This window comes from Alsobacter sp. (genome assembly GCF_059501845.1).
On sequence record NZ_JCACDK010000011.1, the window covers coordinates 333953 to 348461 of the forward strand.

Annotated in this window: 12 protein-coding genes; 4 read left to right on the forward strand and 8 right to left on the reverse strand. The window is 63.3% G+C overall.

Translation table 11 applies throughout. From position 1 onward, the window contains the following. Window positions 1-12 precede the first annotated feature (12 nt). From AC5JCN_RS09040 to AC5JCN_RS09050, 3 genes are read left to right on the forward strand one after another with little or no spacing between them, the layout of a single operon-like run. Window positions 13-2415 (forward strand): DGQHR domain-containing protein, encoded by a 2403-nt coding sequence (locus tag AC5JCN_RS09040; RefSeq protein ID WP_495754704.1) that lies wholly within the window; start codon window positions 13-15, stop codon window positions 2413-2415. Between the two features lie 36 nt (window positions 2416-2451). After that, on the forward strand, window positions 2452-3966 hold the full coding sequence (locus AC5JCN_RS09045; RefSeq protein ID WP_495754705.1) for an AAA family ATPase: 1515 nt from the start codon (window positions 2452-2454) through the stop codon (window positions 3964-3966). A 3-nt stretch (window positions 3967-3969) separates the two neighbouring features. Continuing rightward, entirely contained in the window at window positions 3970-4923 is a 954-nt protein-coding gene (locus AC5JCN_RS09050; protein WP_495754706.1) for a hypothetical protein, read from the forward strand. A gap of 20 nt (window positions 4924-4943) precedes the next feature. On the opposite strand, the gene AC5JCN_RS09055 is transcribed toward AC5JCN_RS09050, so the two are convergent. Together AC5JCN_RS09055 and AC5JCN_RS09060 are read right to left on the reverse strand one after the other, a co-directional pair. Further along, window positions 4944-5402 (reverse strand): hypothetical protein, encoded by a 459-nt coding sequence (locus tag AC5JCN_RS09055; protein WP_495754707.1) that lies wholly within the window; start codon window positions 5400-5402, stop codon window positions 4944-4946. Between the two features lie 506 nt (window positions 5403-5908). Next, a complete protein-coding gene (locus AC5JCN_RS09060; protein ID WP_495754708.1) occupies window positions 5909-7198 on the reverse strand; it encodes an MFS transporter in 1290 nt (429 codons plus the stop codon). A gap of 223 nt (window positions 7199-7421) precedes the next feature. On the opposite strand from AC5JCN_RS09060, the gene AC5JCN_RS09065 reads away from it, so the two are divergent. Continuing rightward, window positions 7422-8618: an MFS transporter gene (locus AC5JCN_RS09065; RefSeq protein ID WP_495754709.1), complete on the forward strand. Its 1197-nt coding sequence runs from the start codon at window positions 7422-7424 to the stop codon at window positions 8616-8618. Between the two features lie 20 nt (window positions 8619-8638). On the opposite strand, the gene AC5JCN_RS09070 is transcribed toward AC5JCN_RS09065, so the two are convergent. The 6 genes from AC5JCN_RS09070 to AC5JCN_RS09095 all read right to left on the reverse strand — a co-directional run bounded on the left by AC5JCN_RS09070 (window position 8639) and on the right by AC5JCN_RS09095 (window position 14448). After that, a complete protein-coding gene (locus tag AC5JCN_RS09070; RefSeq protein ID WP_495754710.1) occupies window positions 8639-9739 on the reverse strand; it encodes a lactonase family protein in 1101 nt (366 codons plus the stop codon). Between the two features lie 22 nt (window positions 9740-9761). After that, on the reverse strand, window positions 9762-10724 hold the full coding sequence (locus AC5JCN_RS09075) for an ABC transporter permease (protein WP_495754711.1): 963 nt from the start codon (window positions 10722-10724) through the stop codon (window positions 9762-9764). Continuing rightward, window positions 10721-11692: an ABC transporter permease gene (locus AC5JCN_RS09080; RefSeq protein ID WP_495754712.1), complete on the reverse strand. Its 972-nt coding sequence runs from the start codon at window positions 11690-11692 to the stop codon at window positions 10721-10723. The genes AC5JCN_RS09075 and AC5JCN_RS09080 overlap by 4 nt, the downstream gene beginning before the upstream one ends. Next, window positions 11689-12459 (reverse strand): ATP-binding cassette domain-containing protein, encoded by a 771-nt coding sequence (locus AC5JCN_RS09085; RefSeq protein WP_495754713.1) that lies wholly within the window; start codon window positions 12457-12459, stop codon window positions 11689-11691. The genes AC5JCN_RS09080 and AC5JCN_RS09085 overlap by 4 nt, the downstream gene beginning before the upstream one ends. Then, window positions 12452-13186 carry an ATP-binding cassette domain-containing protein gene (locus AC5JCN_RS09090; RefSeq protein WP_495754714.1) on the reverse strand — a complete coding sequence of 245 codons (735 nt, stop codon included), beginning with the start codon at window positions 13184-13186 and terminating at the stop codon, window positions 12452-12454. Before AC5JCN_RS09090 ends, AC5JCN_RS09085 begins: the two co-directional genes overlap by 8 nt. Window positions 13187-13251: 65 nt before the next feature. Further along, entirely contained in the window at window positions 13252-14448 is a 1197-nt protein-coding gene (locus AC5JCN_RS09095) for an ABC transporter substrate-binding protein (protein WP_495754715.1), read from the reverse strand. Window positions 14449-14509 lie beyond the last annotated feature (61 nt).

A 14509-nucleotide genomic window follows, 5' to 3' on the forward strand; every position in this document is an offset into this window, starting at 1 on the left:
CTTGGGGCGCTCATGGCTGACATTTTGAAGGGATTGGTATCCGGCGAAGCCTTGAAATCCGCATCGGTGAAGCGGGCCAAGAAGTTCGATGAGGATACCCTCACGGCTGCAACTGTCCCCGCGCTGGAGACAAAGCTCGAAGCTGCAAAGCTGGAAGGCTGGGAAGAAGCCAAGCGCAACAGGCGGTCGATCCGCATCCGTAAACGCAAGCCTAGCGACAGACAGCTAGAGGATGACGTTTGGTCTCTTCTCTACCGGCTCGGCTTCAAGGAAATGAACGAGATTCGTCATTTCTCAATGAAGCTCAGTGAGACGACGGAGCCCCGACAAATCGATGTCTTTGCGAAGGATGATGACGTAGCGTTCGTTATCGAATGTACACAGGCCGAAGACCCCAAAAAGAAGTCGATCAAAATACTCATCGACAAAATCAATGGCATGCGCGACGATGTCATAAAGGTTATTCATTCCCATTATGGCAAAGAGACGAAGCTGAAGATAAAATTTGCGATTGCGACCCGTAACATTGACCTCAAGGCAAATGATCGGGAGCGCTGTGCAGAAGCCAAAATCCCGATAATCACCGAAGACGAGTTGAAGTATTTTAATCAGCTCGCTGATCTCCTAAAGCACGCGGCTCGATACCAATTTCTGTCGAAGTATCTACGCGGCGAAACTGTTGAGGGCCTGAAGCGGGAGAAAGCTCCCGCAACTAGGGGCCGTGTGGGAAGTACGACTTTCTACAATCTTCTCATTTCGCCGTTTGAGCTTCTGAAAATCGCGTACATCAGCCATAAGGCGAAGTCAGCAGAAGACGATTTTGAGTCATACCAACGGATGGTCAAAGGCAAGCGGCTCTCCGAGATCGGCCAGTACATTGACGAAGGAGGTACGTTTCCTACCAACATCGTCGTCAACATAAAGACAGATAAGCCGCTTCAATTTGATGTTCGCGAGAAGGTGGGCGATACTGCTGTTGGAACCTTGCACCTTCCCGGTCAATACGGATCAGCGTGGGTAATCGATGGCCAGCATCGTTTGTATGGATACGGGCACGCTACCCGCTTCAAAGACGAGAAAGAAGCCCAAGCTGTCGTTTCTGTGCTCGCATACGAGAACCTGTCGCCTGCTGACGAGGTGAAACTGTTCATCGACATTAACACGAAGCAGATCAAGGTTTCCAGAAAGCTGTCCAATGAGCTGATCGCATCGCTGAATATCGAATCTGAAGACCCTGCTGAACGTTTGGAAGCGATCTGCGCACGAATCCCTTTGTACATGGACTCGATGACTGGAAGTCCGATCAATGGGCGAGTGAATACCGTATCGCAAGACAAGAATTCATTCTGCTGTTTGAGCCAGACATCAATGCAGGATGGCATTGACGAAAACAACTTTGTAGGAACTGTGGTTGCTCCGAAAGGCGGGAAGCCGCACCTTTATCCGGGGCCGTTGGCCCACGCGAGCGGAAGCTCAAAAAAGACATTGGCCAAGGCCTCAAAAGTGCTCGCGGGCTATCTAAATGTGTTCGCCAGTGGGATGCCGGATCACTGGAAACTTGGTGACGCGAAAGGTGGCTATCTCTGTACAAATAATGGCACGCGCTCACTCCTTATGGTTCTAAAGGAGCTAATTATCTTCGTGGAAGACAAAAACAGCGTGAAATTTGTGAATTGCGATGCTGACGACATCGTAGATTTATTGATCCCGTATGTCGAACCATTGGTGGAATACTTTCAGTCTGCTTCCGATGAGCAAATTGCCGCATTCAGAAGCCGAGGGAGTTCACTCCTGACTGTTGGTCAAAATGCGAAGCAGATGATGGCAATTATCAGCGAGGCTCTCCCTGAATTTTGCCCTCCAAAGGTGAAAGAGTATCTGGAGAAGCGAGATGTCGAGGGCACCAAGATTGCTAGGTCTATGATTGACGAGATCAATGAGATACTTTTCAACGACGTGACGACAAAGTTGAAAGAGGCTTACGGTACAGAAAAGAACGCTTGGTGGATGAAGGGCGTTCCAGAAAACGTCAGAATTCCGGCAGCCGAGAAACACAACAAAAAAGAAGGCGAACGCGATCCTTGGAATTATATATTTTTGATCGATTACCCCGCAATCGTTTTGTACAAGGATAATTGGGAGAAACTGTTTAAGAGCCACTATAATTTCTATGGGAAGGGCAAAAAGGGGCTGCTTCCGCGCTGGATTACTAAGATCAATGAGGCTCGGCAGGTGACCCACCACGCGGAAAAGGGTCCGCTTGATCGTGAGGATGTGGAGTTCGTTCGCAAGGTCCACAGGCTTGTTCTGATGCACATACGTGACGGGGTGCCGTTGACGCCCAATAAGCAGTACCTTTCGGACAACGACGAAGCCAAGGCGATAACCAAAGAGGACGTGCTCGAAACGGTTTGAGGCTTTTGCTCTCGGCAGCCCACCATGTGAAAGAACATGATCACACATCTCAAACTTGACAATTTTAAAGCGTTCTGCCGTCTCCAAGACATTCCGCTGAAGCCTATCACGCTTATTTACGGGCCTAATTCGGGCGGAAAAAGCTCCATCATTCAGTCGCTCCTGCTTCTGAAGCAGTCGTTCAGTATGTCTGCCAAGCGATCAAGCAAACTAATACCACGCGGCGAAATCGTTGACCTTGGTACGTTCAAATCCATTCTTTTCGGGCACAACGTCAGACGAAAGCTCCAGATCGGAGTTAGTATCTCACGAAGTTCAGACCCTGCTCGTCGCTATCCTTTCGCCCCACCTGCTGCTGCTACGCGCGCAGTTATGATGCAGTTTCAGAGCGCGAAGGAGGTTGGCAGCAGGCGTTTAACTTCGAGCGAACTCTGCGCGTTGTCCTACTCACTCGGAGAAACGGCAGGTTTGGCTGGGTTTCGGGTCGATCTTGTCCGCGTGACTGATCCCGAGTTCGGGCCCGAAAGGCGACTAATCAGTCCAGACGCTGCTTTTTTCAAGTTCGCGGATGACTCGTCGGCTGTTTCGCTTGGTAGATTTCTTATCGACTCAACGAAGCGCAGAGCTGCTCGAAACCCTAACTTGGCGGCGAGCCGCGCAAACCTTCCCAACATCGATGACCCCGAACACGAGGCCGAATTCGGTCGCTTTTTGCGGGACAGCGTCTTTAGCGGCCCGGAGTTTCTGCCGTCCTACATCATGACGCAGGAGGGCGAAGGCATTCGGTTCAGTCCTTATGGCCGAATGATGGGTACGTCTCTCCATCTACTGGACGGCTTCACTGCGGAGTTTATGCAGCAGATCTCCAGTATCTCCTATCTCGGTCCACTTCGAAGCCCCCCTGCTCGGCACTACCTCCGGTTTGGTGGCCAAGTGGAGACCGTTGGGACGAAGGGCGAGAACACGCCGCAAGTTATCGTTTCGAAGGGTGCGGAGATCAGGAAAAGAATCGACAGGTGGTTCGCTGACTTTGGAATCCCGTACCAGATCACGCCTCGTCACTTTGGCAATGAGACAGCCGGTGAAATCATCTCGATCAACCTTACAGACAAGCGCACAAAAGTCGAAGTAGCTCCTTCAGACGTTGGATTCGGAATCGGGCAGCTTCTCCCAATTATCGTCGAGGGTCTGGTTGCGGCGAATAAAACGATCTGCGTAGAGCAGCCTGAGATACACCTGCATCCGAAGCTACAAGCTCATCTCGCTGACCTATTCATCGCAACGAGCCAGCGCGGAACCGACGCGGACGGGCGCGGCAACCAATGGATCATCGAAACCCACAGCGAGTCTCTGATGCTCCGACTTCAAAGGAGAATACGAGAGAAAGCAATCGCTCCTTCGCACGTTTCTGTCCTGTACGTCGAGCCCGGGGCAAATGGGGAAGGAAGTCGCGTCATTCCGCTTCGGTTGGACGAGGATGGAGACTTCGTGGACGAATGGCCTGAAGGCTTCTTCGAGGACCGTTTCGATGAACTATTCAAGCGGATTTAAGTGATGCTGGTCCCTTTCCTCGTTGATCCGCAAGCTCTCGTAGGCCGTCGTCTCGATCACCCCTTGGAGCGCTCGATTCATGAGCGGCTTCTTGAGAAGTGGGCACGTTACGGAATTCTCATGATACCGGAGGCTAGCTTCGGACAGAGCGGGCTATGCTCGGCACTGGATGAACTCCCCCAAAACATCCGCATCCTGTGGAAGAATGCGGTGTCTCACTCCAGAATTAGAGAACTGTGCCTTAATGCGGCAGATAACGTATTCCATGATCAGGAAGGCCTCCGCAGGCTGTCTGATGCAGCAAAATTGGCGTGCTTAGATGAGGTGAAGGCTTGCGTGTTTGGCGTTCCGGCAGAGGAACACGCGGCCTTCTGTATGGAATGTAATATGGAACTCTGTCGCTTCGACTGTGCTGACCGGGCTGAGTCGTTCAAGTCAGCAGAGGCGCTTTCGTCGGGTATCATAAAGGCGGGCACTGCAATCGGGACCGTCTGGGACGAGCGGTTCTCACGCTTGGCGGCAGAGTCAAAGTTTGTCACCGTGGTCGACCGCTATGGGGCAAAGGCGCACGTGGAGCGCCGAGATGGAAAGAGCGGCCTGACTTGGTTCCTGCGAGCATTGGGGCGAGATGGGCGCAAGCATACGCTAAACCTGTATGTATCACGCGCCGACAAGACCGCACAAACTATTGAGAAGGAGATAGCTGGAATTCGCGTTGCTCAGAATATACGATCTATTCACCTGCACATTGTAGAAGAGAACGACTTCAAACGTATCGCTCACGGGCGCTTTATTCGGTTCAATGACACGACCTGCGTCTTAGATACAGGATTGGAAGTCTTCTCGGGAACTGAGGTTTATCGCGACGTACAGCTTGCGACGATGTACAGTGATGAGGCGTTCAGGAACTGCGAGAGAACCCTTCGAGGGTGCGCCACGAGCATCTGCCTACGCTAGACCTAAAGCCGTAATTGCCTTCACAGTTTCGTCGCCGGACCATCGCTCTTTCGATGGTCTGACGATGTGAAAAGCACCTCTGGCAGGGTTGAAGAGACGTACCAGCCGTAGAGGATGATGCCCCACTCCATCGGCCTGAAACGCAGGTGGACGGAGCGGCAGTGTCCCGAGACAGCAAGCTGCCAGAGCCGGTCGAACTGCTGTGTCGTGGTGCCAATGCCGAAGCTGATGAAGGGCTTTGTCACGATGGCCGACCCGACGCTTCTCCCCGCGCTGGTCATGCGCTCCTCACCCACTGTCACCCACACCTCGGCCCGACTCACGCCGTCCCAAGCCCGGTGGAGACGACCTTGGAAATCGACCCTCGCGTAGTAGGGCGCGAGAAGTTCGTCCTCGTGGTTCGCGCCGACCGAGCAGCGGGTGCCCTCAATGATGAGATGTCGCGATATTGCCTCCCGAACAGGCAGGTCGGCACCCATTTCACCTTCCAAGGAGCACTCCCATGCAAAGTCCCGCTCTACTGCTCATCCGGTCCAGCTTGGTCGAGTTCTGCGAGTAAGCGTATCAGCGAAAGAGCCTGATCCCCTCGACAGCTTCAACTCCCTCAATGACCTGCGGACACGCGGTTTTGGAGAGCGGCGACAGAGGTCCATGCGGTTCCGGCCACGACGCACGGTCGGCCCCTCCAGCGCTCCGATCTGAATTGGGCAAATCAGCCCTGCGAGGCGACAGGGCTGATCAACGGTGGAGGTGGCTATGGGCTAGTGCCGATCCTATCGCCCACGAGCGTGCTTTCCACGAGGGAGTCTACCGGGTAGTGCTGCACGCGGAACGGAGACTAACCACCGGCTTGGGTGGTTCATAGGAATGTCCTGCTTGGGGCACCATCTCACGGGTAAGCGCGGGCCGGCGTATCCCGTCCACCAAACCAGCGCCTGAGCCAGTTCTGCTGGGTGGCAGCAAGGCCGCTGGGGCCCCGTGCCACTCAGTCCGGCAGATCACCCCTCCCCGGCTTGGCCCGCATCCATGCGTATGATCCTCCCGTGAGAACGGCAAAGCCGAGGGCACCGAGGACGAGGAACGTCGCGTCGTAGCCGCTCGCCGAGACCAGCGTGCCGAAAACGACGTTGCTGAGCGACCCGCCCACGCCCTGAACCGTGCCGAGGACACCCCGCGCCAGGGTGTAGCGGCCGCTTCCGCGAACGGCATCGGCCAGCAGCAAGGGCAGGAGCGCGTCGAACAGCCCTCCGCCGAACCCGTCCAGCACCTGCCCCGCGAGGAGCACCGAAGCGTTGTCGGTGGCGGCGAACAGAATGCACCGCAACGGCAGCGCGGCGAGAGCGATCACCAGGAAAGGCGTCCGTCCCGCGATGTCTGCCCGGGCGAGCAGGAGCGCCGCGGGGATGGCCGACACCTGTGCGATCACGACGGCCCCGGCGGTCAAGGCGCTCTCCTCGCCCGGATGTGCCAGCGCGAGTTTCTGGGCGACCATGTTGAGCAGAGGCGCATTGACGAAATGGAACGTCGCGGCCAGCCCGGCGAGGACGAGAAAGGACGGAGCCAGCAGGGACCGCTGCATCGATGCACCTTGGCACCCCTCGCCAGGCGATCCGCCCGGGCCTTTGCCGTCGGTGCCCCCGTCCAGTCCCCTGGCACGCCGGTGGTCGATCGCCCGGGCCGGAATCGAAAGGACCGCGGCGATGGCGGGCACCGCCAGCACCGGCGCCAGCCAGAACACTCCCTGTTGGCCCCAGATGCTCCCGGCAAGGGCAGCGAGCCCGGCGATGAACACGTTGCCGATCTTGTCGAAAGCCGCGTTGCGCCCGAAGCGGCGCGCCAGGGCCGCGCGGGACACAAGACCCATCGTCAGCGCCGCGACCACAGGAGCAAACACCGCCCCGAGAACGGCCATGACAATGTCGGCGGCGAAGACGACCGGAATGGTCGGGCGAGCCACGATCGCTATCGACGCTGCGCCCAGCACGAGGATCCCGGCGACGAGCAGGCCCCGTTTGGCATGTGTGGCATCGATTAGGGCGCCGATCGGCGCATGGAGCGCTATGCCGATCAGGCCGCTGACGGTGAGAACGGTGCCGAGCGTCGACTGCGCCCAGCCCGCCTGGGTGATGAGAAACACGCCGACATAGGGGCCCAGGCCACCGCGAACGTCGGCGAGGAGGAAGTTGACCGCATCGAGACGGGCGTCGATGCCCTTTGCCGCTTCGGGCTCGGGACCACCATCCTGGTCGGGCGACGGTCCGGGGCGCTCCGACATCGGCAGGTCTCGCATGGGTCTGCCGCCGCAACGCTTGCGCCCGACGTTGGATCCCGCGACCGCGGGTTTAGGGCACTGTGACAGAGACGCTACGCGCACGTCGCAACGTACACGCGGTCGCGTGACGGCCACGGGCGGGACTGGTCCATCTGCACACGAACGACATAACGGGCAGGAGCTGACTCGCACCTGTCCTGCGCGTGCGACACCCCCGGAGCTGTCCATGTCGCACACCCATGCCACCGTCGAGGTCGAAGACGACAGGGAAAGCCGGGCCGAGGCGTGGCCGGCCGTCTGGTCGCTCGCACTGGGCGTCTTCGGCCTCGTCACGGCCGAATTCCTTCCCGCCAGCCTGCTGACGCCGATGGCCGCCGACCTTGCGGTCAGCAATGGCATGGCCGGGCAGGCGGTCACCGCCACCGCGGTCGTGGCGGCAGTGGCCGGACCGGTCATCGTGGTGGGCACCTCCGCGCTCGACCGCCGCCGGGTCATGTGGGGGCTCACGGGCCTCCTGGTCGTTTCCAACATCCTCGCGGCCACCGCGTCCGGTCTGCCGATGCTGCTGTTCTCGCGTGTGCTGCTCGGCGTCAGCCTCGGCGGCTTCTGGTCGATGGCTGCGGCCCTGGCCCTCCGGCTCGTACGACCGGCGCAGATGGCCAAGGCGATGTCGATCGTCTTCACCGGCGTGTCCCTGGCCACGGTCTGCGCGGCGCCGGTCGGCGCGTGGATTGGTGACAAGTTCGGGTGGCGCGCCGCCTTCGTCGTCGCCGGCGTGCTGGCCCTCACGGCATTGGTGGTCCAGCTGGCGACGATCCCGCGGCTGCCACCCGCCGACCGGGCAACCTTCGCGACGTTCGGGCTGGTCCTGCGCCGCCCCCGCGTCTTTGCAGGTCTCGCGATCGTTCTCCTGGCGGTGTCCGGGCACTTCTCAGCCTTCACCTATGTGCGCCCCTTCCTGGAGCAGGTGCCGGTGCTGCGCGTCGAGGCAATTTCGCTGGCGCTGCTGGCCTTTGGCGTCGGTGGCTTCTTCGGAAACCTGGCGGGTGGGTATCTCGCAGGAAAGAACGAGCGTCGCGCCGTCGTGGCGTCGGCCGCCCTCATCGCCGCCAGCACGCTGGCCATGGCCCTTCTGGGCAGCCTGCCGGCCGCAGCCATGGTGGCCACCGGCCTGTGGGGGTTCGCGTTCGGCGCCTTTCCGGTGGGCGTGCAGACCTGGGTCACCAAGGCGGCGGCCGATCACGCCGAGAGCGCCGGCGGATTGCTTCTCGTCGCATTCCAGATCGCCATCGCGTCCGGAGCGCTCCTGGGCGGGCTGATGGTCGACGAGGTAGGACCGCGCGGTCCCCTCCTCTACGCCTTCGTCACCGCAGCATTGGGCGCGGGACTGGCCGCTTTGCAACCCGCTGGTCGCGCGTCGTAACGCACCGTCCCAGCGCTGCCTCAGGCAAACTTGATGCACATCGGCGTGCCGATCGCGAGCCGGTGTCCCGTGTCGTGCAGCAGCCCGGTCCGTTCGTCGCGGGCGAACACGACGATGGAATCGGAGTTCTGGTTGGCGACCAGCAGGTGCCGGCCCGACGGCGACAGCGCGAAGTTGCGCGGCGTCTCGCCTCCCGTCTTTTGGTGGCCGACGGGTGTCAGCCGCCCGGTGGCCTCGTCCACGGCCAAGATGACGATGCTGTCGTGCCCCCGGTTCGATCCGTAGGCGAAGCGCCCGTCCGGCGAAATGTGGATGTCCGCGCAATGATTGTGCGCGGCCGCGTCCGCCGGCACTGCGGGAACGTCGTCTGCCAGGGTAAAGCCGGCCGTATCCGGGTCGAACCGGAGCGACAGGATGCGGGAGCCGAGCTCGGCGATGACGAGGACGAGACGTCCCCCGGGGTGGAACGAGAAGTGCCGCGGCCCGGAGCCCGGCGGCATGACGAAGCCCCCGGCGGCGGCCAGCGCCCCTGTCGCCTCGTCGAACCGGTAGGCGACGAGGCGGTCGAGGCCGAGATCCGCGACGATCGCGTGCCTGTTGTCGGGGGTCACCAGCACGGAGTGGGCATGCGGGCGCTCCTGCCGGTCCGGGTTCGGGCCGGTGCCGGAATGCGCGGCGCTGGCGACAGCAGGTCCGATGCTCCCGTCCTCGCGAATGGGGAAGACCGCGACCGACTGCCCGGGCAGCTCGGCGACGTCGCCCCAGCCGTAATTGGCGGCCAGCACGAAGCGGCCCGTCCGGTCGAGGCTCGCATAGGCGGTGATGTTTCCCAGGGTCGGCTGCCGGGAGAGATAGACGAGGCGCTTTCCGGCCGGGTCGTAGCGCAGCGCCGTGAGGTCTCCCTCGTTCCACTCGAACACCTCGCTCGTGGCGAAGACGAGCCCCCGGCCCTGGTGCACCGTCAGATAGGTCGGGTTGTCGACCCCGGTGTACTCGCCGACCTGCTCAAGAGTGCCGGTGGCGTCGTCGAACGCGACGATGGCGATGCCCTTGCCGCGCGCGCCCTGGAAGTAGGGCGTTTCCCGGTTCAGGCAGCCGACGAAACAGGTGATCCGGGACATGGCGACCTCCTCGGAAGCGAAATCAGATCGTGGCGCGGACGGGAGGCTCCCGGCCGTAGAGGGAAACCAGGACGACGATGACGAGCCCCAGCGCAGCCTGCACCAGGGACGGCTGCAAGCCGAGCCCGATCAGAAGAGTGTTGATCTCGGTCAGCACCAGCGCCCCGGCCATGGTCCCGAGAAGCGAACCGCGCCCGCCGACGAGGGCGGTCCCGCCGATCACCACCGCAGCGATGGTCTGGAACAGATAGGGCTGGCCGACATCGCCATAGGCCGAGCCCGTGAACCCGAGCAGCAGCACCCCTGCGAGCCCCGCGAACAGCGCCGACAGCGCGAAGGCCGCCGTCCATGTCGCGACGGGGCGCACCAGGGCCAAGGCTGCCGCGCGGGGGTTGGAGCCGAGCGCATAAAGCGAGCGGCCGAACGGGGTGCGCGCGAGGACAAGCGAGACGATGCCGACGAGAACCACCGTGAAGGGCACGATCCACGGCACCGGCAACGGGCCGGCGGTGCCGCCGATCGACACGAACTCGGAGATCGCGTCCGGCGCCGATCCCGAAGGGAACCCCTTCGTCCACAGGAGCACGGCGCCCTGCACAATAGTGCCGATGCCGAGCGTCACGATGAGCGGATGGATCCCAAGGCCCGCCGACAGCGCGCCGTTGGCAGCGCCGACAGCGAGCGCCCCGGCCGCGACGATGACGCAGACGACCCCGAAGTCGACGCCCTGCCCGTAGAGCTGCGCCGCCACGACGTTCGCAAAGCCGATCACGAAGGGTATCGACAGGTCGATCCCGCCCACGATGACGACCAGCGTCTGGCCGATGCCGGCCACGACAAGCAGGGAGGCGAGCACCAGCATCGCCCGCACGGCGAAGGGCTGGCTGTAGCCCTCGATCAGAACCGTCCCCGTCAGGTGGAGCAGGGCCGCGACGGCGAAGGCGCCTGCAACGCGGATGGAGGTCGATGAGAACCGGGCTTTCATGCCGGCCTCCGGCGCCGGGACAGGCGTTCCTGCACCGCCATCAGCGACACTGCGGCGACCAGGACCGCGCCGTACGCGATCTGCAGGACGAAGGTGGAGACGTTGAAGAAGGTGAGCGCGCTCTGCAGGAGGAAGATGTCGATCGCCCCGACCGCCGCGCCCAGGATGCCGCCCCGGCCGCCAGCCAGGCTCACCCCGCCCAGCGCCACCGCGGAGATGGCGAGCAGCGTATAGGTGGGGCCCACGGCGGGATCGGCCGAGCCGATGAGCGCGGTGAGCATGAGCCCGGCGACACCCGCGAAGGCTCCGGTGAGGACATAAGCCAAAAAGCGCACGCGCCCGACCCGAACTCCGGCCGTATAGGCGGCGCGGTCGTCGCTGCCGGTGGCCATCAGCAGGCCGTGATAGGGCACGAGCCGCAGGCCGGCCCAGGCCAACGCCATCGCCGCAAGCGGCAGGATGGAGAGCGGCCCGGAGAGAGCCTTGATCCAGGAAGGGACAGTGCCCGTCGGCGCGGGCACCATCGTCAGCGTGACCCCGGTCAGGATGAGGTAGGTGCCGAGGGTGGCCACGATCGGCTGGATCCGGACGACGGTGGCGAGGAACCCGTTGAAGGCGCCCACCGAGGCGCCGATGGCGATGGCTGCGGGCACGAGCACGAAGGGCGAGGTGATCCCCAGATCCATGATCAGCGTCTTGACCAGCAGGGCGTTGACGAAGCCCATCAGCGGCCCGACGGAGACGTCGATGCCTCCGCGCCCCGCGAGCACCACCGGCGTCGACGCGATGGCGGCTCCGACCAGCGGGGCCGCGAGGCCGATCACCGTGCCCCAGGCGCCCGGCGCGAAGCGCGCAGGGTTGAGGAGCACGTTGACGACAAGCAGGATCACCAGCAGCACGGGCGCGAACCCGGCCGTCCCGATGATCCCAGCCAAAAGCCGCGCCGGCGTCGCCTGACCCGTGCTCATTCCGCCCTCCCGAACATCGCGGCAATGACGGCGTCCGCGGTCATGGCCCCGCCCGCCAGGCGGGCAGCGCATTGCTGGTCGCGGAAGACGAGAACCCGGTCGCAGAGCTGCAGGACCTCCTCGATCTCCGTGGACAGCAGCACGAGCGCCATGCCGTCGGCGGCGAGATCACGGAACACGCCGTAGAGCGCCTGCCGGGTGGCGATGTCGACGCCGCGCGTCGGGTCGTTGAGCAGCAGGATGTCGGGATGCCGGGCCAGCCAGCGGGCCAGGAGGACCTTCTGCTGGTTGCCGCCGGAGAGGGTCGTGATCGGCGCCGAGGGGTCCGGCGCGACAATGCCGAGGCGCTTCCGGTAGGCCTCGTAGCGCTCGCGCCGCCGGGACCGGGAGATCAGGCCGCCCGCGCTGTCGCGCGCCATGGAGGCGATGGCGAAATTGTCGATGATCGACAGTGTCGGGAAGAGGCCTGTAGCCCGGCGGTCCCGCGGCAGGTAGGCGATGCCGTCCCGTGCAGCACGCCGGAAGCCCGCGACGTCGCGCATCGTGCCGTCCGACCGTCCGATGCGGACCTGCCCGGACGTCGGCGTCCGCAGGCCGGCCATCACTTCGATCAGCGCCTCCTGCCCGTGGCCGTCGAGGCCGGCGAGGCCGACGATCTCGCCGGCCATCACGCTCTCCGAGATCGCGGCCCGACCGGCCGCAAGCGCCACATCGGCCAGGATGAGCCGGGGAAAAAGCGCCAGAGCGGCGGCCGCGCGTTCAGCCATGCCGGTGCTCCCTGGCATGAGGCGCCATCATGGCCAGCAATCCATCCGGCGTGCACGCGCCGATGGGACGCGTATCCACCACCCGGCCACCGCGCAGCACGGTGACCGTGCGCGAGAGCCGCATGACCTCGTCCATGCGATGCGAGATGAAGAGGACCAGCGCGCCGTCGCGGGCGCGCTCCTCGATCGCCGCAAACACCGCCTCCCGGTCCGCGAAGTCGAGCGCCGCCGTCACCTCGTCGAGGATCAGGACCCGCGGCTTGCGCACGAGGGCGCGAGCCAGCACGACGAGCTGCTGAGCCGCCAGCGGAATCTCGCCGGCCGGCGCGTCGAGCGGGATCTCCGTCGTCGCGAAGCGGGCCAGCGTATCGGCGACGAGCGCCCTGCGCCGCCGCGGCGGCACTGCCCACGCGGCCAGTCCGTCGAGGCCGAGCAGCACGTTGTCGACAACGGAACGGTCCGGCGCGACGAGCACCTCCTGGAACACCGTCGCAAAGCCGCCGGCAATGAAGCCGCGCGGATCGCGGGCGCGGAAGGGCCGCCCGTCCAGGCGGATCTCGCCCCGGTCCGGCGACACGATCCCGGAGAGCAGCTTCACGAGCGTGCTCTTTCCCGACCCGTTCTCGCCGAGGATCGTGTGCACGGAGCCCGGCTCGAAGGCGACGCTGGCACCCTCGAGCGCCAGTGTCTCGCCGTAGCGCTTGGAAAGATCGGCGATCTCGAGCATGGACCCGTGCAATGGGACGGGCGCCCGCACCGGCGTGGGTGCGGGCGCTGCGTGGTTCGGGTGGACTACTTCCCGGCGCAGGCGTCGGGCGTGCTGGCGTAGTCGTACGCGGGTGTCGCGGCCGGCTTGGCGAAGTAGGCGTCGAGCGTCGCCTCCGGGACCGGATCTGTGGGCGGGACCGGGAACACCGACACTGCGTCGGGGGTCATGCAGGGCTTGTACCAGGCCTCGAAGTCGCTCTGGTGCACCGTGGGAATGGGCATCAGAAGGGTATTCAGCGTGGGCTGCTGCCCGCCGAGGAGCCGCATGGTGACGCGGTAGAGCGTCTGCGCCGTCCAGCCCGGCAGCACGGCATGGCCGTCGAACCGGTACTTGTCCGGGTTCTTCTTCCAGTAGCCGAGCGCGTCGCCGGTGATGGACCCGGTGATTAGCGGAGCCGGGCGGCCCGCCTGCGCGAAAGCCTCGGCGACGACGCGCGACTCGGAGCCGGTCGTCCACACCGCGTCGACCTTGCCGGGATTGGTGGCGAGCGCCTGCAGGATCACCGTCTTGGTGACGTTCGGCGTCCAGTTGCCGTTGACCGTGCGCACCACCTTCAGGCCCTTGGCCTCCGCCAGAGCCTTGTCGGCACCCTCGCGCTCCTGGACGACGATGGGATGGCCCGCGATGCCTTCGACCAGCAGCACGTTGCCCGTGCCTTTCAGCTCCGTGTCGATGGCCTTCACCATCTCGTAGCCCCAGCGGGCATAGTTCGAATCGACGTTGATCGCGTAGGGGCTCGTCACCGAGCCCGCCGCGGTGATGAACGGGATCCCGGCCTTGTAGGCCGCCTCCACCGCGTCGTTCAGGGCCGTGGCAGAGCCTGGGATGGACGTGATGATGCTGCACTTCTTGTCGATGAAGGCGCGGATCTGGTTGATCTGCTGCCCGGCGTCGCCGTTGGAATCCGACATCTCGAAGTCGCTGACGAGCCCGGCCTTCTTCGCGTCCTCGACCAGCCGCTTCAGCTCGTTGGTCACGCTCACACGCCAGGGATTGCCCTGGTAGGATTCCGAGTGACACCACTTCCAGGGCTTCGGCGGCAGCTTGAAGTCGTCATAGGCCGACTTGGTCACGGTCTGCGGCGCGCCGTCGTACAGGGCCTTGAGCTGCGGCGGCAGCGAGTCGGTGGGCCCGGCCGCCTGCGCGGAGCCGGCGGCAAAGGCGAGTGCAAGACCCGCGGCCGAAGCCAGGGCGATGCGTTTGACGGCTGCGACACCCATTTCGTTTCCTCCTCCTGTCCGCGCTGGACGCGGACCCCGATCGCCGGTTCACCCGGCCGTG

Coding starts and splice junctions, on each gene's coding strand:
- AC5JCN_RS09085 (WP_495754713.1), bottom strand. CDS start 12,459: ATGGCTGAACGCGCGGCCGCCGCTCTGGCGCTTTTTCCCCGGCTCATC.
- AC5JCN_RS09080 (WP_495754712.1), bottom strand. CDS start 11,692: ATGAGCACGGGTCAGGCGACGCCGGCGCGGCTTTTGGCTGGGATCATC.
- AC5JCN_RS09040 (WP_495754704.1), top strand. CDS start 13: ATGGCTGACATTTTGAAGGGATTGGTATCCGGCGAAGCCTTGAAATCC.
- AC5JCN_RS09090 (WP_495754714.1), bottom strand. CDS start 13,186: ATGCTCGAGATCGCCGATCTTTCCAAGCGCTACGGCGAGACACTGGCG.
- AC5JCN_RS09095 (WP_495754715.1), bottom strand. CDS start 14,448: ATGGGTGTCGCAGCCGTCAAACGCATCGCCCTGGCTTCGGCCGCGGGT.
- AC5JCN_RS09075 (WP_495754711.1), bottom strand. CDS start 10,724: ATGAAAGCCCGGTTCTCATCGACCTCCATCCGCGTTGCAGGCGCCTTC.
- AC5JCN_RS09070 (WP_495754710.1), bottom strand. CDS start 9,739: ATGTCCCGGATCACCTGTTTCGTCGGCTGCCTGAACCGGGAAACGCCC.
- AC5JCN_RS09065 (WP_495754709.1), top strand. CDS start 7,422: ATGTCGCACACCCATGCCACCGTCGAGGTCGAAGACGACAGGGAAAGC.
- AC5JCN_RS09060 (WP_495754708.1), bottom strand. CDS start 7,198: ATGTCGGAGCGCCCCGGACCGTCGCCCGACCAGGATGGTGGTCCCGAG.
- AC5JCN_RS09050 (WP_495754706.1), top strand. CDS start 3,970: ATGCTGGTCCCTTTCCTCGTTGATCCGCAAGCTCTCGTAGGCCGTCGT.
- AC5JCN_RS09045 (WP_495754705.1), top strand. CDS start 2,452: ATGATCACACATCTCAAACTTGACAATTTTAAAGCGTTCTGCCGTCTC.
- AC5JCN_RS09055 (WP_495754707.1), bottom strand. CDS start 5,402: ATGGGTGCCGACCTGCCTGTTCGGGAGGCAATATCGCGACATCTCATC.